Origin of the sequence: Pseudomonas sp. YeP6b (assembly GCF_025642995.1) — a bacterium.
Lineage (GTDB): Bacteria > Pseudomonadota > Gammaproteobacteria > Pseudomonadales > Pseudomonadaceae > Aquipseudomonas.
In genome coordinates this window covers 6,524,219-6,545,642 of record NZ_CP080090.1, presented here as the reverse complement: position 1 = coordinate 6,545,642, position 21,424 = coordinate 6,524,219, and the positions used below count along the sequence as shown (strand labels likewise).

Annotated in this window: 22 protein-coding genes; 13 read left to right on the top strand and 9 right to left on the bottom strand. The window is 60.4% G+C overall.

Features of this window, described 5'->3' with window-relative positions:
* Positions 1 to 28: 28 nt before the first annotated feature.
* The 6 genes from KZH41_RS29705 (at position 29) to KZH41_RS29680 (ending at position 6,951) form a co-directional block, all read left to right on the top strand.
* Positions 29 to 1,393: an aspartate aminotransferase family protein gene (locus KZH41_RS29705; RefSeq protein WP_094948828.1), complete on the top strand. Its 1,365-nt coding sequence runs from the start codon at positions 29 to 31 to the stop codon at positions 1,391 to 1,393.
* Positions 1,394 to 1,600: 207 nt separating this feature from the next.
* Positions 1,601 to 2,695, top strand: a complete 1,095-nt coding sequence (locus KZH41_RS29700; protein ID WP_094948838.1) for a polyamine ABC transporter substrate-binding protein — start codon at positions 1,601 to 1,603, stop codon at positions 2,693 to 2,695.
* 148 nt (positions 2,696 to 2,843) lie between these two features.
* Complete coding sequence (locus KZH41_RS29695; RefSeq protein ID WP_094948829.1) at positions 2,844 to 3,938, top strand: polyamine ABC transporter substrate-binding protein; 1,095 nt, start codon at positions 2,844 to 2,846, stop codon at positions 3,936 to 3,938.
* A 72-nt stretch (positions 3,939 to 4,010) separates the two neighbouring features.
* Entirely contained in the window at positions 4,011 to 5,153 is a 1,143-nt protein-coding gene (locus KZH41_RS29690) for an ABC transporter ATP-binding protein (RefSeq protein WP_094948830.1), read from the top strand.
* A complete protein-coding gene (locus tag KZH41_RS29685) occupies positions 5,150 to 6,070 on the top strand; it encodes an ABC transporter permease subunit (RefSeq protein ID WP_094948831.1) in 921 nt (306 codons plus the stop codon). Before KZH41_RS29690 ends, KZH41_RS29685 begins: the two co-directional genes overlap by 4 nt.
* The gene (locus tag KZH41_RS29680) at positions 6,067 to 6,951 is read left to right on the top strand and encodes an ABC transporter permease subunit (RefSeq protein WP_083356229.1); all 885 of its coding nucleotides are present in this window, start codon (positions 6,067 to 6,069) and stop codon (positions 6,949 to 6,951) included. The genes KZH41_RS29685 and KZH41_RS29680 overlap by 4 nt, the downstream gene beginning before the upstream one ends.
* A 132-nt stretch (positions 6,952 to 7,083) precedes the next feature.
* On the opposite strand, the gene KZH41_RS29675 is transcribed toward KZH41_RS29680, so the two are convergent.
* Positions 7,084 to 7,725 (bottom strand): HD domain-containing protein, encoded by a 642-nt coding sequence (locus KZH41_RS29675; RefSeq protein WP_263274161.1) that lies wholly within the window; start codon positions 7,723 to 7,725, stop codon positions 7,084 to 7,086.
* A gap of 271 nt (positions 7,726 to 7,996) precedes the next feature.
* Here KZH41_RS29675 and KZH41_RS29670 point away from each other — a divergent pair, with 271 nt between their 5' ends.
* Positions 7,997 to 8,962 (top strand): GlxA family transcriptional regulator, encoded by a 966-nt coding sequence (locus tag KZH41_RS29670; protein ID WP_094949231.1) that lies wholly within the window; start codon positions 7,997 to 7,999, stop codon positions 8,960 to 8,962.
* On the opposite strand, the gene KZH41_RS29665 is transcribed toward KZH41_RS29670, so the two are convergent.
* Positions 8,940 to 9,293 carry a carboxymuconolactone decarboxylase family protein gene (locus KZH41_RS29665; protein WP_083356232.1) on the bottom strand — a complete coding sequence of 118 codons (354 nt, stop codon included), beginning with the start codon at positions 9,291 to 9,293 and terminating at the stop codon, positions 8,940 to 8,942. The genes KZH41_RS29670 and KZH41_RS29665 overlap by 23 nt on opposite strands.
* Before the next feature lie 99 nt (positions 9,294 to 9,392).
* On the opposite strand from KZH41_RS29665, the gene KZH41_RS29660 reads away from it, so the two are divergent.
* On the top strand, positions 9,393 to 10,295 hold the full coding sequence (locus tag KZH41_RS29660; RefSeq protein ID WP_094949230.1) for an AraC family transcriptional regulator: 903 nt from the start codon (positions 9,393 to 9,395) through the stop codon (positions 10,293 to 10,295).
* A gap of 131 nt (positions 10,296 to 10,426) precedes the next feature.
* Here KZH41_RS29660 and KZH41_RS29655 read toward each other — a convergent pair whose 3' ends face one another.
* A complete protein-coding gene (locus tag KZH41_RS29655; protein ID WP_094949229.1) occupies positions 10,427 to 12,781 on the bottom strand; it encodes a penicillin acylase family protein in 2,355 nt (784 codons plus the stop codon).
* 167 nt (positions 12,782 to 12,948) lie between these two features.
* On the opposite strand from KZH41_RS29655, the gene KZH41_RS29650 reads away from it, so the two are divergent.
* Positions 12,949 to 14,055 (top strand): GNAT family N-acetyltransferase, encoded by a 1,107-nt coding sequence (locus KZH41_RS29650; RefSeq protein ID WP_263274160.1) that lies wholly within the window; start codon positions 12,949 to 12,951, stop codon positions 14,053 to 14,055.
* Positions 14,052 to 14,930: a hypothetical protein gene (locus KZH41_RS29645; RefSeq protein ID WP_094949227.1), complete on the top strand. Its 879-nt coding sequence runs from the start codon at positions 14,052 to 14,054 to the stop codon at positions 14,928 to 14,930. The genes KZH41_RS29650 and KZH41_RS29645 overlap by 4 nt, the downstream gene beginning before the upstream one ends.
* Here the strand turns inward: KZH41_RS29645 and KZH41_RS29640 are convergent.
* The 4 genes from KZH41_RS29640 to KZH41_RS29625 form a co-directional block, all read right to left on the bottom strand.
* The gene (locus KZH41_RS29640; RefSeq protein WP_263274159.1) at positions 14,908 to 16,131 is read right to left on the bottom strand and encodes a DegT/DnrJ/EryC1/StrS family aminotransferase; all 1,224 of its coding nucleotides are present in this window, start codon (positions 16,129 to 16,131) and stop codon (positions 14,908 to 14,910) included. The two genes, KZH41_RS29645 and KZH41_RS29640, sit on opposite strands and share 23 nt — an antisense overlap.
* A complete protein-coding gene (locus tag KZH41_RS29635) occupies positions 16,128 to 16,541 on the bottom strand; it encodes a DMT family transporter (RefSeq protein WP_094949225.1) in 414 nt (137 codons plus the stop codon). The genes KZH41_RS29640 and KZH41_RS29635 overlap by 4 nt, the downstream gene beginning before the upstream one ends.
* Positions 16,541 to 16,897, bottom strand: a complete 357-nt coding sequence (locus tag KZH41_RS29630) for an EamA family transporter (protein ID WP_094949224.1) — start codon at positions 16,895 to 16,897, stop codon at positions 16,541 to 16,543. Before KZH41_RS29630 ends, KZH41_RS29635 begins: the two co-directional genes overlap by 1 nt.
* Before the next feature lie 90 nt (positions 16,898 to 16,987).
* Positions 16,988 to 17,566 carry a DUF6436 domain-containing protein gene (locus KZH41_RS29625; RefSeq protein ID WP_094949223.1) on the bottom strand — a complete coding sequence of 193 codons (579 nt, stop codon included), beginning with the start codon at positions 17,564 to 17,566 and terminating at the stop codon, positions 16,988 to 16,990.
* Positions 17,567 to 17,665: 99 nt separating this feature from the next.
* Between KZH41_RS29625 and KZH41_RS29620 the strand changes: the two genes are divergently transcribed.
* Positions 17,666 to 18,607: an alpha/beta hydrolase gene (locus KZH41_RS29620; protein ID WP_094949222.1), complete on the top strand. Its 942-nt coding sequence runs from the start codon at positions 17,666 to 17,668 to the stop codon at positions 18,605 to 18,607.
* 103 nt (positions 18,608 to 18,710) lie between these two features.
* On the opposite strand, the gene KZH41_RS29615 is transcribed toward KZH41_RS29620, so the two are convergent.
* The gene (locus tag KZH41_RS29615) at positions 18,711 to 19,463 is read right to left on the bottom strand and encodes a DUF2059 domain-containing protein (RefSeq protein WP_094949221.1); all 753 of its coding nucleotides are present in this window, start codon (positions 19,461 to 19,463) and stop codon (positions 18,711 to 18,713) included.
* A 131-nt stretch (positions 19,464 to 19,594) separates the two neighbouring features.
* Between KZH41_RS29615 and KZH41_RS29610 the strand changes: the two genes are divergently transcribed.
* Positions 19,595 to 20,227, top strand: a complete 633-nt coding sequence (locus tag KZH41_RS29610; protein WP_094949220.1) for a 2OG-Fe(II) oxygenase — start codon at positions 19,595 to 19,597, stop codon at positions 20,225 to 20,227.
* Between the two features lie 2 nt (positions 20,228 to 20,229).
* The gene (locus tag KZH41_RS29605) at positions 20,230 to 20,715 is read left to right on the top strand and encodes a DUF523 domain-containing protein (RefSeq protein ID WP_094949219.1); all 486 of its coding nucleotides are present in this window, start codon (positions 20,230 to 20,232) and stop codon (positions 20,713 to 20,715) included.
* A gap of 108 nt (positions 20,716 to 20,823) precedes the next feature.
* Here KZH41_RS29605 and KZH41_RS29600 read toward each other — a convergent pair whose 3' ends face one another.
* Positions 20,824 to 21,309 (bottom strand): transporter substrate-binding domain-containing protein, encoded by a 486-nt coding sequence (locus tag KZH41_RS29600; protein ID WP_094949218.1) that lies wholly within the window; start codon positions 21,307 to 21,309, stop codon positions 20,824 to 20,826.
* Between the last annotated feature and the right edge of the window lie 115 nt (positions 21,310 to 21,424).

The window sequence follows — 21,424 nt, the reverse complement described above, 5'->3', positions numbered from 1 at the left end:
CTCACCTGAAAAAGTCTAGGAGATTGGTATGTCCAGCAACAACCCGCAAACCCGTGAATGGCAAGCCTTGAGCAATGATCACCACCTGGCACCGTTCAGTGACTTCAAGCAATTGAAGGTGAAAGGCCCACGGATCATCACCAAAGCCCACGGCGTTTACCTGTGGGACAGCGAAGGCAACAAGATCCTCGACGGCATGGCCGGCCTGTGGTGCGTGGCGATTGGTTACGGTCGCGCTGAACTGGCTGACGCCGCCGCCAAGCAGATGAAAGAACTGCCGTATTACAACCTGTTCTTCCAGACCGCTCACCCGCCGGTGCTGGAGTTGGCCAAGGTCATCTCCGACATCGCGCCAGCGGGCATGAACCACGTGTTTTTCACCGGTTCCGGCTCGGAAGGCAACGACACCATGTTGCGCATGGTCCGCCACTACTGGGCGATCAAAGGTCAGCCGAACAAGAAAACCATCATCAGCCGCAAGAATGGCTACCACGGCTCCACCGTGGCCGGCGCCAGCTTGGGCGGCATGATCGCTATGCACGAACAGGGCGACTTGCCGATCCCAGGCATCACCCACATCGCGCAGCCGTACTGGTACGGCGAAGGCGGCGACATGAGCCCGGAAGAGTTCGGGGTGTGGGCTGCCAACCAACTGGAAGAGAAGATCCTGGAACTGGGCGTGGACAACGTCGGTGCCTTTATTGCTGAGCCGATCCAGGGTGCCGGTGGCGTGATCGTGCCGCCAGCCACCTACTGGCCGCGCATCAAGGAAATCCTCGCCAAGTACGACATTCTGTTCGTCGCCGACGAAGTGATCTGCGGTTTCGGCCGTACCGGTGAGTGGTTCGGTAGCGACTTCTACGACCTCAAGCCCCACATGATGACCATCGCCAAGGGCCTGACCTCGGGTTACATCCCTATGGGCGGCCTGATCGTGCACGATGACGTGGTTGCCGTGCTGAATGAAGGCGGTGATTTCAACCACGGTTTCACGTACTCCGGTCACCCGGTGGCGGCAGCAGTGGCCTTGGAAAACATCCGCATCATGCGCGATGAAAAAATCGTTAAGCGTGTGCACGACGAAACGGCACCGTATTTGCAGAAGCGTCTGAGGGAGCTGGCTGATCACCCGTTGGTGGGTGAAGTTCGCGGTGTGGGCATGCTCGGGGCGATTGAGCTGGTGCAGGACAAGGCCACGCGCAAGCGTTACGAAGGCCGTGGTGTGGGCATGATCTGCCGCACGTTCTGCTTCGAGAATGGCCTGATCATGCGCGCCGTGGGCGACACCATGATCATTTCGCCGTCGCTGGTGATGAGCAAAGCGGAAATCGACGAGCTGGTGACCAAGGCTCGCCATTGCCTGGACCTGACTTTGGCGGCATTACAGGGCTAAATGCTAGGCTCAGTGCGCAGCGGCTTCGGCTGCTGTGTCTGAGCAGTTAGAAATCTGCATTGATAAAAAGGGTGCTTTGGTTGAAAGCCGGCACTCGAACTTGCCAGACTGTCGCCCTGTTTTGTTGCCCTTTAGACGGGCCGCTAAACATTAAGAACGTGGCCCAAAAAAGAAAAATTGGAGCATCACCAAATGAAGGCATTAGGTTTGAAGAACGCTGGCAAGACCCTCCTCGCCTTGTCCCTGATGGGCGCAATGGTGGGCGCGGCCCAGGCAGGCGATAAAGTGCTGCACATCTATAACTGGTCTGACTACATTGCACCGGACACCATCGCCAACTTTGAAAAAGAGTCGGGCATTAAAGTGGTGTACGACGTTTTCGACAGCAACGAGACCCTGGAAGCCAAGTTGCTGGCAGGCAAGTCCGGCTACGACATCGTCGTACCGTCGAACAACTTCCTCGCCAAGCAGATCAAGGCCGGTGTCTATCAGGAGCTGGACAAGTCCAAGCTGCCCAGCTACGACAACCTGAACAAATCCCTGCTTAAAGCCGTGTCGGTGAGCGACCCGGACAACAAGCACGCCTTCCCGTACATGTGGGGCTCCATCGGCATCGGTTACAACCCGGAGAAGGTCAAGGCTGCGCTGGGCGTGGACAAGATCGATTCGTGGGACGTGCTGATGAAGCCGGAAAACATCGCCAAGCTGAAAAGCTGCGGCGTGAGCTTCCTCGACTCGCCAACCGAAATGCTGCCGGTTGCGCTGCATTACCTGGGCCTGCCGACCGACACCCAGAAGAAGGCTGATCTGAAACAAGCCGAGGACCTGTTCCTCAAACTGCGCCCATCGATCGGCTACTTCCACTCGTCCAAGTACATCTCGGACCTGGCCAACGGCAACATCTGCGTGGCCGTGGGTTACTCGGGTGACATCCAGCAGGCCAAGTCCCGCGCGGCTGAAGCCGGTGGCAAGGTCAAGGTTGCCTACGACATTCCAAAAGAAGGCGCCGGCAGCTTCTATGACATGGTCGCCATCCCTAAAGATGCCGAAAACGTCGAAGCCGCCTACAAGTTCATGAACTACCTGCTGGAGCCAAAAGTGATGGCGGCCATCACCAACAGCGTACGTTTCCCGAACGGTAACGAGAAAGCCACCGCACTGGTCGACAAAGACATCACCAGCGACCCGGGCATCTACCCGGCGGCGGATGTGCAAGCCAAGCTCTACGCCATTGCTGACTTGCCGGCTGCAACCCAGCGTGAAATGACTCGCAGCTGGACCAAAATCAAATCGGGCAAATAAGCCTTGATACCGGTGGGGGCGGCGAATGGCCGCTCCCACAAATTAAATGACATAAAGCTTTGCCGGATCGGTTTATCGAGGGTAAGTTGCGCGCCGGTTTTGTTGCCGGGCAACAACTTTGGGCCCAACTATTTAAGAGGACCTCCACTTGCCAATTTCTTTATTTCGCAAAGCCATGCTGGTGGGTGCAGGTATCACGCTGGCTGTGAGCGTGCAGGCCGCACCGACGGTGCATATTTATAACTGGTCGGACTACATTGGCCCGGACACCCTGGTCAACTTTGAAAAGGCCACCGGCATCAAGCCTGTGTATGACGTGTTTGATTCCAACGAGACCCTGGAAGGCAAGTTGCTCGCCGGGCGTACCGGTTACGACGTGGTCGTGCCGTCCAACCACTTCCTCGGCAAGCAGATCAAGGCCGGGGCGTTCCAGAAGCTCGACAAGTCATTGCTGACTAACTATTCCAACCTCGACCCGGTGCTGCTCAAGCGTCTGGAAAAGAATGATCCGGGTAACCAGTACGCCGTGCCGTACCTGTGGGGTACCAACGGCATCGGTTACAACGTCGACAAAGTCAAAGAGGTGCTGGGCGTCGATCACATCGATTCCTGGGCTGTGCTGTTCGAACCGGAAAACATGAAGAAGCTGGCCACCTGCGGCGTCTCGTTCATGGACTCGGCGGATGAAATGCTGCCGGCGGTGCTCAACTACATGGGCTTGAACCCTAACAGCACTAACCCCGAAGACTACAAAAAGGCCGAAGAGAAGTTGCTGAAAGTGCGGCCCTACGTGACCTATTTCCACTCGTCCAAATACATCTCGGACCTGGCCAACGGCAACATCTGCGTGGCGGCGGGTTTCTCCGGTGATGTGTTCCAGGCCAAGGCCCGCGCAAGCGAAGCCGGCAAGGGGGTGAACATCGCCTACACGATTCCGAAAGAAGGCGGCAATTTGTGGTTTGACGTACTGGCGATTCCCGCGGACGCCGCCAACGTCAAAGAGGCCCACGCCTTCATCAACTATTTACTGCAACCTGAGGTGATCGCTCAGGTCAGTGATCAAGTCGGTTACGCCAACCCTAACCCAGGGGCGGACAAACTGATGGAGCAATCGATACGCACTGACGCAGCGGTTTACCCACCGCAGGCGGTTCTCGACCGGACGTTTGTCAACTTCGAGCTACCCCCGAAAGTGCAACGTTTGATGACCCGTAGCTGGACCAAGGTCAAGACGGGCAAGTAAGGCTTAAAGCTCAAACTATCCAAGGTTTCGCCCGTATTGGGTGAACCTCAAATTTTGTTGGGAGTTTCGTAAATGGCAGTTGCCTCCGGCGCCTATAAGAAAGCCCTCGAGGGCGACCAGACACCGAAAAAGGTGCTGGTCAAAATCGACCGGGTCACGAAGAAGTTCGACGAGACGATTGCCGTGGACGATGTGTCCCTGGAAATCAAAAAAGGCGAGATCTTCGCCTTGCTCGGCGGTTCGGGTTCGGGCAAATCCACCTTGCTGCGCATGCTCGCAGGCTTCGAGCGCCCAACGGAAGGTCGCATTTACCTCGACGGTGTGGACATCACCGACATGCCGCCGTACGAGCGGCCGATCAACATGATGTTCCAGTCCTACGCCTTGTTCCCGCACATGACCGTGGCGCAGAACATCGCCTTCGGCCTGCAACAGGACAAGATCTCCAAGGCTGAAGTCGACGCCCGCGTGGCCGAGATGCTCAAGCTGGTGCAGATGAGCCAGTACGCCAAACGCAAGCCGCATCAGCTGTCTGGCGGTCAACGTCAGCGTGTGGCGTTGGCGCGTTCCCTGGCCAAACGCCCGAAACTGCTGCTGCTCGATGAGCCGATGGGCGCACTCGACAAGAAGCTGCGTTCGCAGATGCAGCTGGAGCTGGTGGAGATCATCGAGCGCGTGGGCGTGACCTGCGTGATGGTGACCCACGACCAGGAAGAGGCCATGACCATGGCCGAGCGCATCGCGATCATGCACCTGGGCTGGATCGCCCAGATCGGCAGCCCGATCGACATCTACGAAACGCCTACCAGCCGCCTGGTGTGTGAGTTCATCGGCAACGTGAACATCTTCGACACCCAAGTGGTGGACGACGCCGAAGGCCACGCGGTGCTCAAGTGCACGGACCTGGACCGCGACATCTACGTGGGCTACGGCATCGCTACCTCGGTGGAAGACAAGTCGGTGACTTACGCCATCCGCCCGGAAAAGCTGCTGGTCACCACTGAAATGCCGACCTGCGAACACAACTGGTCCAGCGGCAAGGTGCATGACATCGCCTACCTGGGCGGCCACTCGGTGTTCTACGTGGAATTGCCGAGCGGCAAGCTGGTGCAGTCCTTTGTCGCCAACGCCGAACGCCGTGGCCAGCGCCCAACCTGGGGTGATCAGGTGTACGTGTGGTGGGAAGACGACAGCGGCGTGGTACTTCGCTCATGAATATGAAGAAGTTCAAGCGGCGCTTGGATCGCATAATCCCCAGTGGCAAGCAGGTGGTCATTGGGATTCCTTTCCTGTGGCTGTTCCTGTTTTTCGCACTGCCGTTTTTCATCGTATTGAAAATCAGCTTTGCCGAAGCCGATGTGGCGATACCGCCGTACACCGAGATCTACACCTACGTTGAGCAGAAGCTGCAACTGGTGCTGAACCTGGCGAACTACAGTTTGCTGGCGGGCGATGAGCTGTATATCGCCGCGTACCTGGGCTCGCTGAAGATGGCGTTTTTCAGCACGCTGTTGTGTCTGCTGATCGGTTACCCGATGGCCTACGCCATTGCCAGCGCGCGTAAAGAGATACAGACGGTGCTGGTGCTGCTGATCATGATGCCGACCTGGACCGCGATCCTGATTCGCGTGTATGCGTGGATGGGCATCCTCAGCAACAACGGTTTGCTCAACAGCTTTCTGATGTCCATCGGCTTGATCAACGAACCGCTGCAGATCCTCAACACCAACATCGCGGTGTACATCGGCGTGGTCTATTCGTACCTGCCGTTCATGATCCTGCCGCTGTATGCCAACCTGGTGAAGCATGACCAGAGCCTGCTGGAAGCCGCGTCCGACCTGGGCTCGAGCACCTTCAACAGCTTCTGGAAGATCACCGTGCCGCTGTCCAAGAACGGCATCATCGCCGGCTGCATGCTGGTGTTCATTCCAGTGGTGGGCGAGTTCGTGATCCCGGAACTGCTCGGCGGGCCGGAAACCCTGATGATCGGTAAAGTGTTGTGGCAAGAATTCTTCAACAACCGTGACTGGCCGGTGGCGTCTGCCCTGGCGGTGGTGATGCTGGCGATCCTGATTGTGCCGATCATCCTGTTCAACCGCAGCCAAGCCAAAGAGCTGGAGGGCAAGATATGAAGCGCTTCAGTTTCTCGAGTTTTATGCTGGTGGCGGGGTTGTTGTTTATCTACCTGCCGATGCTGATCCTGGTGATCTACTCGTTCAACGAATCCAAGCTGGTGACGGTGTGGGGCGGTTGGTCGATCAAGTGGTACGTGGGCCTGTTGGACAACACCCAACTGATGGGCTCGGTGGCCCGCTCCCTGGAAATCGCCTGCTACACGGCGGTGGCCGCCGTAGCGCTGGGTACGTTGGCGGCGTTCGTGCTGACGCGCATCAGCCAGTTCAAGGGCCGCACGCTGTTCGGCGGCTTGGTGACGGCGCCGCTGGTAATGCCTGAGGTGATCACCGGTCTGTCGCTGTTGCTGCTGTTCGTGGCCATGGCGCAGATGATCGGTTGGCCGCAGGAACGTGGCATTGTCACCATCTGGATCGCCCACACCACGTTCTGTGCGGCGTATGTGGCGGTGGTGGTGTCGGCGCGCTTGCGTGAGCTGGACTTGTCGATCGAAGAAGCGGCCATGGACCTCGGTGCGCGGCCGTGGAAGGTGTTCTTCTTGATCACCATCCCGATGATCGCACCGTCGTTGGCGGCGGGCGGCATGATGTCGTTCGCGCTGTCGCTGGATGACCTGGTACTCGCCAGCTTCGTGTCGGGCCCGGGCTCGACCACCTTGCCGATGGAAGTGTTCTCGGCGGTGCGTCTTGGGGTTAAACCTGAGATCAACGCCGTGGCCAGCTTGATCCTGTTGGCGGTGTCGCTGGTGACCTTCCTGGTGTGGTTCTTCAGCCGTCGTGCTGAAGAGCACCGCAAGAAAGCCATCCAGCAAGCGATTGAAGAAGCCGCGGCCGATGGCTGGCAGCAGCCGGACAAGCGCCGGGCGGCTGCACCGGTTTAACTGCCGGAGTGGGATGAAAAATGTGGGAGCTGGCTTGCCTGCGATAGCGGTGTGTCAGTCGACAGATGAGTCGACTGGCAGGGCCTCATCGCAGGCACGCCAGCTCCCACAGTTGATTGCATTCCAAGTCAACTAGGCAGCCCACGGCGACTTACGAATCACCTCCACAAAATTCATCGGCTTGAACCCCGGCTCCTGATCCACCAGCACATCCGTCTTCACGTTGCCAAACGTGGTCTGCGGGCGATGGCGCAAGCCGTCGGCAAACGCGCAGATGATGCACTCCTTGAACCCCTCGCCACGTGGATGCGCATGCACCACGGCTTCGCGCTGCACGCTGGTAAAGGCGGCGTAGTCCATGCCCAGCACGTCCATCTCGACACCGGCGGTCACCAGCGCCACGGTGGGGCGCAGATGCTGCGGCACGCCCGGCGTGGTGTGCAGGGCGATCGACAACCACACTTGCTCGATATCGTCATCACTCAGCCCGTACGGCTTTAGGAACGCGGCGGCGGCGTTGGCGCCGTCCACTTCGAAACGTTCGTTGTCACTGCGATGGCCTTCAACCAGGCCCAGGTCATGGAACATCGCGCCGACGTAAAGCAGCTCCGGGTTGTAGGCCAATTGTTTGCGTTCGCCGCTCAACGCACCGAACAGGAACACCCGGCGGGAGTGGTGGTAGAGCAGGTCGGATTCGACGTCGCGGATGTATTCGGTGGTGGCCTTGGCCAGGGCGCTGTCCGGGATCTGGATGCCGGCGATGGTGGGGCTCATGGTCGTTCTCCTCAAGCAAGCGCCGGTGGGGCGCCGATGAGTGAAGTCTGGTCGCGCGCTCGCGACGGGGCTATTGCCGCGAGGGTGCGATCCCGGCCAATGTGCCTCGATATCGCGCCAGATGCGGTCAAATGTGGGCGCTGGCTTGCCTGCGATGCTGGCGACTCGGTCTGTCAGTTAGACTGGAGTGATGCGATCGCAGCGATGCGGCGACCCGACAAGCCAGCTCCCACAGGGGGTTTATGTTCTTCCAGTAGAAGGTGAGTTGTTCATGGGCAAAACCGTCGCCATCCTGATCTTCCCCGGCGTCCAGTCACTGGACGTGACCGGCCCCATGGATGTGTTTTGCGAGGCCAACCGTTTCCTGCCGCCCGAAGACCATTACCAACTCGAAGTGATCGGCCTGGGCCACGGCACCATGGCGGCCTCCAACGGCTTGTCGTTGCAGGCCCACCGGCATTACAGCGAAGCCCTGAGCGCCTACGACCTGCTGCTGGTCGCCGGCGGCCCGCAATTGCCCTTCGAAAATTTCGGCGCGGCGTTTGATGCTTGGCTATGCGACGCCACCGCCCGAGCGCAGCGCTTCGGCTCGATCTGCAACGGCGCCTTCATGCTGGCCCGCGCCGGGTTACTGAATGGCAAAACCGTCACCACCCATTGGAACGATGCCGCTGACCTGGCGCGCTTGTGCCCCTTGGCCCAAGTCGACGCCGACCGCCTCTACGTGCAGGACGGCAACCTCTACACCTCGGCGGGTGTCACGGCGGGCATCGATCTGTCGCTGTTTCTACTGGCCCAGGACCACGGCGCGGAAGTCGCGCTGAGCGTGGCCAAGCGCCTGGTGGTGTTCACCCAGCGTGCGGGCGGGCAGTCGCAGTTCAGCCCCTTCCTCACACCCCACGCCGAAAGCACCTCGGCGGTGGCGCTGGTGCAGTTGTACGTGCTGGCGAACCTGACCGGGGATTTGACCATCGCCGACCTGGCCAGGGCGGCCAATATGAGTGCGCGCAATTTCTCTCGCGTGTTTGCCCGTGAGGCGCGCATCACCCCGGCGGAGTTTGTCGAGCGGGCGCGGGTGGACGCGGCGCGGGTGATGCTCGAAAGCAGCCCCGCGCCGCTCAAGACCGTGGCCTACCAATGCGGGTTTCGCGATGCCCAGCACATGCGCAGCGTGTTCAACCGCCGGCTGGGCGTGACGCCGCAGCAGTTCAGGCTTAACTTTGCGGCGCTGGTTTGAGCGTGTCGTAGGCTTCCAGGGCGCGCAGTGAGTAGATATATGCCGCGCCCGCGTTCATGGAAATTGCGGTGGCCAGGGTCGCGGCCACTTCCTCGCGGGTCGCGCCGGCTTTGATCGCCGCATCCGCATGCACGCCGATGCAGCCGTCACAGCGCGTGGTGATAGCCACGGCGATGGAAATCAGCTCACGGGTCTTGGCGTCGAGCACGTTGTTTTCCTCGGCAGCCTCGTCCAACGCCATGTACGCTTTGACCATCTTCGGGTTGCTCTTGCCCAGCGCGCCAAAGGCTTTCTTTACGGTAGGCAGCAAGTCGGACCAGTTATTGAACATTGCGGTAACTCCTGAACAGGTTGGGTGTGAAGCCAGTCTGTGCTGTTCGGGGTTAGGGGCATTGTTCAATCCGCTCATCTTTTTGACCGATGTTCGCAAATGAATTCGATCGACACCCTTATCAAGATGGCCAACCTGCGCGGCAGCCTGGATTTGCGTTGCCAGTTCCAGGGCGACTGGGCGCTGGATCACACGCCGGAGAATTTGGGCGTGGCGCCGTATCACATTGTGCTCAGCGGCACCTGCCGCGCCGAGTTAACGAGCGGGCAGCACGTAACGCTGGGGGAGGGCGATATCCTGCTGATGCCCGGTGGCGCCACCCATTTGTTGCGCAGTCCAGGTTCACGCATCCAGCCGATGCCACCGACGGTGATTGAGGGCGGTTTACTTCCGGTTCATCGCCTGGGTGGCGAACGGGTGGACTTGGACATGCTCTGCGGCAGCTTTCACTACAACCGGCAGTCGTTGTTGTTTGCCGCGTTGCCGGAGTATCTGGTGGTGTCCAGTCGGCAGTGGCAGGGCGATGGGCAATTGGCTGCGTTGATTGCTTTGTTGCGCAGCGAAGCGGATGGGCAACAACTGGGCGCCCGCTCGTTTATCGATGCACTGTCGTCGGCCTTGTTCACCCTGATCCTGCGCACCTGGCTGACCCTTCAGGCGCCGGTGGCCGGCACCTTCGCCTTGCTCGCCGACAAGCGCCTGAGCAAGGCCTGGCAGGCGATGCTGGCCGAGCCCGGCCATGAATGGACCATCGACAGCCTGGCCTTGGTTGCGACGATGTCGCGAGCGACCTTCATGCGTACCTTTGTGAAGGTGGCGGGTGTATCCCCGTGGGTGCTGCTGACCCAGTTGCGTATGGAGTTGGCGTTCAATCTGCTGCACCAGTCACGCCTGAGCCTGATGGATATCGCCGCCCAGGTGGGTTATCAGTCCCAGGCAGCGTTCAGCAAGAAGTTCAAGGAAACCTACGGCGAGGCGCCGGGGCGCCTGAGGGCGCGGTAGCCGTCACAACCAAGATCAAATGGGTGAGCTGGTTTGCCCTGCGATGGTGGTGCGTCAGTCGACAGATGAGTCGACGGACATGGCCTCATCGCAGGCAAGCCAGCTCCCCCATTGACCGGGTTTCCAGGCGGTTATCTGGCAGGCAGTAATTTCAGCGTGCCCCGCGTATTCGCCGTCACTTCCTCATCACTGAAATGCGCCTGCTCGTACCCGCCTTCAATGTAGGTTTCCGCTTGGTCGCCATAGTGCGAGTCAAACGGCACACCGCTTTGCCCCACCGGGTTGATGGTCAGTGCGTGGGCCGGGTCGGCGAAGTCGATCAGGCGGCGGGTCGATGGGCCGTAGGTCACCGGCCACGGCGCGGGGCCAATCATGGCTGTCTGGTTGTTCGGTACTTCGTGGCTGCCAGGGGCGGGGAAGGGGCCGACGTTGAAGACTATATCCAGCGGCTTCTGCATACCCAGCGGGTGGCCGTGGGTCAGGGTGTGCGCCTTGCCCCACTGCCATTGAGTCGGGTCATCACCGAAGGTGGCTTTGAGGTGTGTCAGGCTGTTGTCCCAGGCGAGCTTGACCGTGTCGGCGCGCTTGCCGTCCCACCAGGGCGAGTCCGGCGAGGCGGCCAGGCGTGGCAGGGCGGCATCGATCACCCGCGTAGTCAGCAGGGTCTTGAACATGGCATCGCCCAGTTTCGGGTGGAAGGCCGCGTCGGCGAGGTTGAACAGGAACTGGTTGAACAGCGTGGCGCTGGTGGAATCCAGCGGGTAGTCACCCTTCCAGCTTGCAAGCTGCTCCACCAGTTTCAACTGTGCCGGGTCCTTGACCACCTCGCGCAGCACCGGCAACAGCGGCGCCAGCAGGCGTGGGCCGTAGGCGGTGGTGGTGCCCAACTGCAAGGCCTGGCTGTTGGTCACGTCCCACTTCACGCTTTTGTCGCTCAGTTGCGTGTTCAACTGCTGGCCACGGTCGGCGAGGTTGTAGTAACCGGGGATTTCCATGCCGGTGGGCGAGACCGGCTGGGCATTGGCCGACACCACATAACCGCGCGCCGGGTTTTCTTCCTGGGGGTTGGCGCTGAATGGGTAGAAGCCCAGCTTGTCGGCCTGGGCGGTGCTGCCATCGAGAATAAAACCGGCATTCACCCCCGCCGGGCGGATTGGCAACTGCGCCGCCGCCCACCAGCCGATGTCGCCCTTGGCATTCGCCCACACAATGTTCAGGCCCGGCGCCGAGACCTTGGCCGCTGCCGCGCGGGCCTTGGCCAACGTGTCGGCGCGGTTGAGCTGGTAGAAACCTTCAAGGATCGGGTTTTCGGTGCCCAGGAACGCCCACCACATCGCGATCGGCGTCTTGCCGGCATTTTCGCCGAGCACGTCATTGATGATTGGGCCGTGGGGCGATTGGCGCAGCGTCAGCGTCACCGGCGCCTGGCCCTTGACCGCGATCTGCTGCTCGCTGCTGGTCATGTCGACCCATTGGTCGTGGTACCAGACTTGGTTGGGGTTGTCCGGGTTGACCTTTTCGGCGATCAAGTCGAGGTCGTCGTTCTGGAACATGGTCAGGCTCCAGCCGAAATCCAGGTTGTGGCCCAGGAACGCTACCGGCACCAGCGCGTTGTGATAGCCGTAGAGCTCAAAGCCCGGCGCCGACAACTGCGCCTCGTACCACACCGACGGCACCGAGAAGCGAATATGCGGATCGCCCGCCAGCAATGGCTTGCCACTTTTGGTGCGGCTGCCGCTGATGGCCCAGGCGTTGCTGCCTTCGAACTGCGGCAAACCGTTGTCGGCCAGGGCCTGATCGCTCAACGAGGCGAGGGCGCCGAGGGTTTTCCAGTCGCTGGCGGCAAGGTTGAGCGCGCCTTTGGTCTGCCAGTCCAGGTCGAAGACTTTCAGGTAATCGCTGCCCAGCTGGTCGCGTACGTAAGTCAGCAGCGGCTCGGTACGAAATGCGGCGGCAAAGCTGTAGGCCATGTACCCGGCAACGCTGATGGTGTCCTCGGCAGTGAACGGTCGCTTGGCAATGCCCAGCACGTCGAACTCCATCGGGCTGGCGTGGCTGTCCTGATACTGGTTGATTCCGTCCAGATAGGCTTGCAAGGCCTTCCATGCCTTGGAGTCGTGGTCGGTGTGTTCCACGTAACTCAAGGCACGCTCGCGAATACGCAGGCTGCGAAACAGCTTGTCGGTGCTCAGCAGCTTGGGGCCGAGCACTTCAGCCAGTTCACCACGGGCCAGGCGCCGCATGATCTCCATTTGGAACAGCCGGTCCTGGGCATGCACGTAGCCCAGGGCGCGATACAGGTCGGTCTCGTTCTCGGCGCGGATGTGCGGCACGCCACGGTCGTCGTAACGCACCGTGACCGAACCTTGCAGGTTGGCCAGTGTTTCGGTGCCCTGGCGGGTCGGTTGCTTGCTGTAGACATACCAGCCGGCGCCAGCCAAGAGGGCGGCAATCAGCAGAGCGAGCACGGTCAGGCTGCGTTTCATGGACGATCCTTGGTCATTCGCCTTTTAGGTCAACGGAGTCTAATAGGTTTGGTGAGGGCTGAGGGAAATGCTGATAACGCGCCCGATGTGCCTCGCCGACAGCCGAGGTTCAAGTGACCGGCAAGTCAAAAGGCTAGTATTGCGCTGTCATCTATGAGCTTTTTTCCATGACTTGCGCCACGCAACCATTGCCAGAACCCAGCCGCGCCGAGACGACTTACGCGTGCTGCTTGGAAGCGCAATCGCTGATCAAGCGCTTTTTGCAGCACCCGCCGGAGGGCTTCGACGCCCGGCTATCCGAGCAGGGCCTGCCGTATTTTTTCACGCCATTCGACCTGTTGACCACCGCCGACGATGGGTTCGAGCAGCGCGTTCGCAACTGGCCGGGGTATCGGTTTTGGCGTTCGTGGCTGCGTATCGACAGCTGCTTCGTGGGCACTACCGTCAGTGAGTACTCGCCGTTTCCCCAAGGCGTGTCGCCCCAGGACCTCGCGCAGTGGCTGCAATATGAATGTGCACCGCAGCGCAAACTCACCGTGATCAAAGACGTGCCGTACAACTCACCGTTGCTCAGCGACGCGGACAACCTTTACGCGCAAGCCTTGATCGACGATTGCACCCGGCGTGGCTTCATCAGCCTGGAAGGCCAGGCGCTGGCCTATGTGCCGATCAACTTCACCAGCATCGACGAATACTTGGCGCGCTTGTCCCACAGCCGTCGGCGCAATATCCGGCGCAAACTGCGCAGTCGTGAAGCGATGCGCGTGGAAGTCCTGGAGACCGGCGATGCGCGCTTCAACGATGACGCCTGGCTCACGCACTTGTACGGGCTGTACAAGGCGGTGTACGACCAGAGCGAGATCCACTTTGACCTGCTCACCCCTGAATTTTTCCGTGGCTTGTTCCGCGACGCCAGCAGCAATGGGCGCGTGTTCTGCTACTGGCACTGCGATGAACTGATCGGCTACAACCTGTGCTACGTGGAAGGCGACAAGCTGCTCGACAAGTACATCGGCCTCAATTACCCGCTGGCGCTGGAATTCAACCTGTACTTCGTCAGTTGGTTTGTAAACCTTGAGTACGCGCTGGCCAATGGGCTGAAGTTTTACGTGGCTGGCTGGACCGACCCACAGGTCAAGGCCAGCCTTGGCGCCGACTTTACCTTCACCCGCCACCTGGTCTGGGTGCGCAACCCGCTGCTGCGCAAGCTGGGCAGTCGGTTCCGCCATCACTTTGAAAGCGATGCCCAGTGGCAACAGGAGCACACCTCATGAGCCTGGCCCGACCGCCGCTGATTCTGGATTTTGATGGCGCCGTCAGTGACATCCCCGGCGCGACCACCTTAGCGCTACAGGCCTGGCAGGAAAAAATCCGCTTCGGCTGCCGGTGGGCGCAGTTCAAGGCGCTGGAGACGGCCCTGCACGCGCAAATGCCCGGTGACTACGGCTGTGTGTTTACCGGCAGTGGCGACTATCACCACCTCAGCCAGTTGTTGCTGAACCGACTGCCAACGCAGCAGAAGTTCCAGCTGATCATTTGCGACAACCACCCCGACAACATGCGTTACCCGTTCGGCATCCATTGCGGCTCGTGGGTCTATTGGGCCAGCCGCTTGCCGCAGGTCGAGCATGTGCATGTGCTGGGCATCGGCTCGCAGGATATCGGCCTGGGCCACGCCTGGGAGAATCACTGGTCGCCGCTGCTCAAGCGCAAGCTGACCTACTGGAACGTCAACGTCGACACGCGCTGGATGAACTGGGTCGGCGCCGGTCGCAGCAATCGCGCCTTCAGCAACCCGGACGATTTGATGCGCGCGTTCTTGGCGCAGTTTGACCGTTCGTTGCCGGTTTACCTGTCCATCGACAAAGACGTGTTGAGCCCCGAGGTGGTGAACACCAACTGGGACCAGGGCGAGTTTCTGGAGCAGCACTTGAACGACCTGATCAGCGCCTGCCATGGCCTGATCATCGGCGCGGACATTACCGGCGACGTGTCGGCGTACCACTATGAAAGCAAGTTCAAGCGTTGGTTGAGTGCTTCCGATGGCCAAGAGGCGCTGCCTGAGGCGCAAGTGCAGATTTGGCAACAGCAACAGAACGCGCTGAATGGCCGTTTGGTGGACCGTATCAATCAGGGCTGGCGACAATAACCTTGAACTGAGCCAGTACCTGTTCGAAGTGTTCGTCCGTCAGCCAATGGCTGTTGCTGATTGACAGTGTGCGGGCGGCGAAGGCTTGGGCCTGGGTAAGGTCGCCGCCTGGCTGCAACAGCGGGGCCGCCGCCGGATAGTCCGGCAAGGTGTGGATAAACAGGCGGGTCACGCCCAGCCCTGAGGTCCACAGCTGCGCCATCGCCGCATCACGTGTCTGTGCAGACGGCATCATCACCATCAAAAAAGGCCAGGTGCCTTGCTGCCCGGGCCGGTCCATTACCACCGAGACGCCGGGCAAGGCATTTAAGCGTGCTGCACGGCGTAAGGCGCGGGTTTGGCCCTGTTGCAAATAATCCGGCAGGCGCGCCAGCGCGGCGGCCCCGACCTTCTGGCGATAGCCGCCGAGACGGTGCAATGGGATGTCGTTAACCGAAAAGTCGTCGCCCACGGCGGCCACTTCATCGCCTTGGGCCAACGCTTTGCGCAGCGCCTTGCCATACACGTAATACAAGCCACGCGGCTGATAGGCCAGGGCGTAACCCCACAGTTCGGCGCTGCGTTGCAGCTCCCAGCGCAGGCTGAAGGGCAGGTCTTGCCGGCACTGGCGGTGCAGCGCCTGGTGCAACACCGGGTCGCGACTGAACAGCACACCGCCTTCGGCTGTCGTCAGGCCTTTACCCAATGCCAGGCTGAAAAAACCTACGTCGCCTTTGAGCCCAACGCTACGGCCATCGTCAAGGGCGCCCATGGCTTGCGCGGCGTCCTCGATGACTGCCGCACCGACGGCGTCGGCAATACGCTTGGCGGCACCCACATCGGCCACGCGCCCAGCCAGGTGAGTGACCACCACCGCCAGCGTGCTGTCGTCGCACAGGTGCGCCAGTTGCTGTTCATCGAGGTCAATGCTGTTGGGCTGCAAATCACAGGGCACTACTCGCAGCGGCGGGCAGTAATGCGCGGCCAATGCCACCAAGGGGCAGGTGTAGGCGGGCACGATGAGGCGCGTGCGGCCGGGCATACGCTGCTGCAAGGTGCGCAGGGCGATGATCAGCGCAGCGGTGCCGGAGCAGGGCAGCGCCGGCCGTGGAATCGAGAATTGGCGGGCCAGCGAGTCGGCCAGGCCGCCCGAGAAACCGAGTAAATCCCGCCAGCGCAAAGGCAGCCCTGCGGTCGGCGGGATTTCCCATGGGTGTGTCATGACACCGGGGCCTGCGCCGGCTCGACCTCGACCTGTTTGCTCTCTTTGTCTTCGCTGCGCGCCAGGCAGAGGATGCCGGCGATAATCAGCGCGCCACCGATGATTTTAGGCAGGGTCAAGGTGTCATCGAACAGCCACACGGAGATCAGCGTCACACTGATCAACTCCAGGTGGGAAGCCGCAAACGCCGGGCCCACGGGGGCGTATTTGAGCAAGGTCATCCAGGTGAAGAAGGCGCCGATATAGCCCACAAAGGCGCCGTAGATCCACGGTGCGCCAAACACCCGGACCAGCCAGGCGACGTCCATGGTCAGCGGTTCGGCATGCACCGAGGCGAATTTGAAGCTGACCTGCGCCAAAGTGTCGAAAATGATCAGCGCCAGAAAACCCAGGATATAGAAACGTTTCATCATTCAAACCCTACGACAGTCACGCCACAGGCGATCAGCATGATGCCGATCAAGCGCCATTTGCTCAGGTTCTCTTTAAACAGGAAACGCCCGGCAATCATGATCACGACAATATTGATGGAGCCCAGCATCACACCAACCGACAGTGGTACGAGTGTCAGGAACGCCAGCCACAACACGAATTCGAAGACATAACAGATCACGCCCAGCCAGATCCATGGACGCTTGAGCATGTGCTTCCAGTGGGCCAGACCGTCATGTTCGGCGCTGGCTGAGGCGGCGGCTTTAAAGGCCAGCTGGCCGGACGTATCAACGATAACGTTGAGCATCCAGAGGATGATGGTTAACTGGCTCATGTATTCCTACGCTTACAATCTCACTGAAAACGTACGATACAGCAGGCTGTGAATCGGGTAATTGGAGTTTGCCAGTTGAACAGCCTGTGTTCAGTTTGACGCCTTGCTCCACGCGCAATAGCAGCCCACTGCCAGGGTGTGGGTGGCGTCTACTTCGCGTCCGGCCTCAAGGGCTTGCAGGATCGGCTCAATGAAACTGTTGCTGGAATTACACGTGAGCCCTTCGCTATAGGGCCCGAAATACGCGAGCTTGCCCGTGCGATCCCAAATACCCACGGCAGGCGTGGCCGGTACCTGATCGGCGCCGGGCAAGGCGTTGAGGGTTTTCATCTTGCGCAGGTTGTCGGGCAACTGGCCGTGGCTGCCGGCTTTTTGCAGGGCGTAGAACTCGACGCCTTGGGGCGCGTACTGCTCGATCAACTCGCCCAGGTGCTGTTGGTTGCCGACGTTGCACGGGCAGGCCGGGTCCCAGAAGTGCACCAGGCGGATCGGGCCGGGGCCTGAGAGTTCGGCGGGCAGGCGCAGGGCATCGCCGGAGAAGACGGCCGTGTGTTCGCTGAATGCGCGCAAGTAGCGACCCTGGAACCAGTCATACGCCGCCCACAGCACGCCGGCGCAGATGATCAGGGTCAGGCTGGCGAACAAGGCGGAACGGTAGGGCTGTCGCATTCAGAACTATCCTCACAGGTCGCGTAGCTTGCCATGCTTGCCCGGACAGATGAATATCGCAGCTCGATATTCATCTTCACCGCAAGTCTGGAACCTTTTATGCCTGTCAGCTTTGACCCCGATCATCTGCGTGAAAGCTTGCGGCCACTTGTGGACGCGCAACCGCTCAGCGCCGAGGCGCGGGTCTACCAGCGCTTCTACGGGCTGGACCTCGCCGCGCGCAAAGTACCGGCGGTGAGCCGCCTGGGGTGTTTTGAGGTGGACGGCTTTGAGGTTGTCGCCCAAGTGTGGTGGCCGCCTGTGCCTGTGGCGACAATGTTCATGTTTCACGGCTTCTACGACCATATGGGTCTGTACCGCAACGTGGTGGACTGGGCGCTGGACCAAGGCTTCGTGGTCATCGGCTGCGATTTGCCGGGCCATGGCCTGTCGAGCGGCGCACGTGCCAGCATCGACGATTTTGCGGTGTATCAGGACGTGGTGCAGGCGCTGTTCGCCCAAGCCAAGGCGCTGCAACTGCCACAGCCTTGGCACCTGTTCGGGCAAAGCACGGGCGGCGCGGTGGTGGTGGACCATTTGCTCCATCACGGCGCCGACAGCCCGGCGCAGGGCAAGACCTTCCTGCTGTCACCCTTGGTGCGCCCGCGTGCGTGGGGGTGGTCGCAGGTCAGCTATTACCTGCTGCGGCCCTTCGTCAAAGGCATCGCCCGTCGGTTCAGCGAGAACACCAACGACCCTAAGTTCAAGCCGTTCCTGGAAGCTGACCCGCTGCAGCCGCGCCAGTTGCCCACCGCCTGGGTTGGCGCACTGGCGCGCTGGATCAAACGCATCGAAGCCGCCCCGCGCAGCCCGCGGCGGCCGGTGATTGTGCAGGGTGAGGAAGACATGACGGTGGATTGGCAGCACAACTTGCAGGTGCTGCGGGGCAAGTTTGATCAGCCTGAGGTGTTAATGATCCCGCGTGGCAGGCATCACTTGGCGAATGAGATTGCGCAGATTCGTGAGGAATACTTCAAGTACCTCACCGACCATCTGAAGTAATACGGACTAAATGTGGGAGCTGGCTTGCCTGCGATAACGGTGGGTCAGCAGCTTATTTGTGACTGATCCACCGCTATCGCAGGCAAGCCAGCTCCCACAATGATTACGGCGCCAGGCTTGAGGTGCTTTGGCCGACCGCCAAGCCTGCGCGAATGGCTGCAAGCGCCGCTTTGTAATACGTCCGACCCTCCGGCGACTCCGCAAACGTGGCGAATTCTTCCAGCTCCGGGTCAGACAAATCCCGATAGACGTACAGCAACGTGTTGTTCAGGTCATTGCCAATCTGCTGCATCAGCCGCTCACGCTGGCCATTCAACATGCCTTGAGCCTGACCACCGCCCAACAGGCCCGGGATCATCTGGCTTAGGCTATCGGCCGCCACACCGGCAATCGCCAAGCTGACTTCCGCGCCGGCTTCACGGGCGGGCAGCGCCTGGGCCAGGTGGCCGATGATCAGGCTGCGGGTGGCGTCGGCTTCGATGTGCGGCAGGCCCTTTGAGTTTTTTGCAAGTTGGTCGCGGCGCGTAGCCAGCAACTCGGCGGCGACAATCTTGCGGCCCAACGGCGATTGGAAAAACGCCAGGGCCGGTTTCGGGTCCGTGAGGTTCTTACGCAATTGCGCTTCGGCGCGTTGGTCCACGGCTTGGGCGGCAAAGCGTTTATTGCTGTTGTCCACCAGCGCCTGGTACACCGCCGGCGGCAGGCTATTGCGGTAGCGTTGCTGGGCGGCACTGAGGGCGTCATTGAAATGCGCACGTTGTTCGGCCCAGCCGGCGACCTTGTACAACTGGTCATGGCCGTCTGCCCACGCGGGCAAAACGCAGAACATCAGCATGGAAAAAAACAAACGACGCATATGGACTCCTGTCAGTCGGCCACTATTGTCCGTGTCGGGCGTAGGATTTGTCGAGAAATCCTATCGGTCACCTGACTAAAGTGTATTCAGACGCTCGGCGGCTCTGTCGGATTCACAGGCGTATGGATACTATGCGCGCCATGCAAATACCCCTTGATCATCCCCTGCTGCAACGCATCGTCGACGACCTGGCCGAAAAAGGTTGGTCGCAGCAGAACGGCTTCCTGCCCCAGGCTCTGACCCTGGAACTGGCGGCTGAGTGCCGTAAACGTGCGGCAGAGGGTGAATTGGCGCCTGCAGCCGTAGGACGCGGCCCGGCCCAGGAGATTCGCGAGGGGATTCGCGGTGACCATATCCAGTGGCTGGAAGAGGGGGATGCCGCAGTCTGCGAGACCTACATGGGCGTGATGGACAGCCTGCGCCAGGCGATGAATCGCGGCCTGTTTCTGGGCCTGGAAGACTTCGAAAGCCATTTCGCGATGTACCCGCCGGGGGCGTTTTACCTCAAGCACGTGGACCGTTTTCGCGACGATGACCGGCGCATGGTCTCGGCCGTGGTGTATTTGAACGATGCCTGGCTGCCCGAGCATGGCGGCCAGTTGCGCATGTACCTCAAGGGCGGCGTCGAACATGACGTGGTGCCCACCGGCGGCAGCCTGGTGGTGTTCCTGTCCGGGGAGGTGCCCCACGAAGTCCTGCCCGCCACGCGCGAACGCCTGTCCCTGACCGGCTGGTTTCGCCGCCGGGGTAACGAGCCTTTTTAACCATGCAAAAGATTCTGATCAGCCGCTGCCTGCTCGGGCACAAGGTGCGCTACGACGGCGGAGCCAGTGGCCCATTTGATCAATTGGCGGCGTGGCAGGCTGAAGGCCGCGTGGTTGCCATCTGCCCGGAAGTGTCGGGCGGTTTGCCCACGCCGCGTCCCTCCGCCGAGATACCGGGCGGGCAGGGCATTGATGTGTGGGAAGGCCGCGCTCAGGTGCTGACCGCAGAGGGCGAAGACTTCAGCGCCGCCTTTCTCGATGGCGCCCGCCAGGCGTTGGCGCTGGTGCAGCGCCATGACATCCGCATCGCCATTCTCAAGGCCAATAGCCCTTCCTGCGGCAACCTGTTGACTTATGACGGCACGTTCACTGGTGTAAAGGTGAGCGGTGAAGGGGTGACGGCGGCGTTGCTCAAGCGTCACGGGGTGTTGGTGTTCAGTGAGCTGGAGCTGTCCGAAGCGGCACGGCATCTCTCAAGCCTTATATAGATCAAAAATGTGGGAGCTGGCTTGCCTGCGATAGCGGTGTGTCAGTCACACATTAGGTGCTGACCCGTCGCTATCGCAGGCAAGCCAGCTCCCACATTGACCGAGTATTTATTCGGCCTTCGTATCGTTCTCAAACCACTTCTGCGCCAGCGCCTTCAGTCGACCATCGGCCTTCACGTGCTGTAATGCCTTGTCCAAGCTGCTTTTGAACGCCGGGTTGCCCTTCTGGAACGGAATAACCAGCTCAGGCTTTTCCCGATAAGGCTCACTGAAATCGAAACGATCCTTCAGCTCGGCAGTCATAGCGATATGGTTGATGGCCACGTCGTACTTGCCGGTTTCCACGCCCGGCAGCAGGTCAGTGTCATCGGTGGTGATAAACGAGGGGCGCACGTCCATTTCCTTCGCCAGTTGCTCGCCCAGTTCCACTTCAAAACCGGTGAGCTTGTCGCCGTCCTTGAAGTTGAATGGCGGCGTGTTGGCCTCCAGGGCGATGCGCAGTTCGCCGCGATCAAACACATCATCGATCAATTCGGCGTGAGCCAATGGGCTCAGAAGGGGCAGTAAAAGTACAAGGCCAGGCGAAAAGCGCATGGTCGCTCCTAAAGAATTCGTCTGTGCGAGGCGCCGATCAGCATCGCTTTGCTATGGTGTTCAGTGCCTTGGACAGCAATTTGTCGCGAAGTTGTCATAACCCTACAGATTTCAT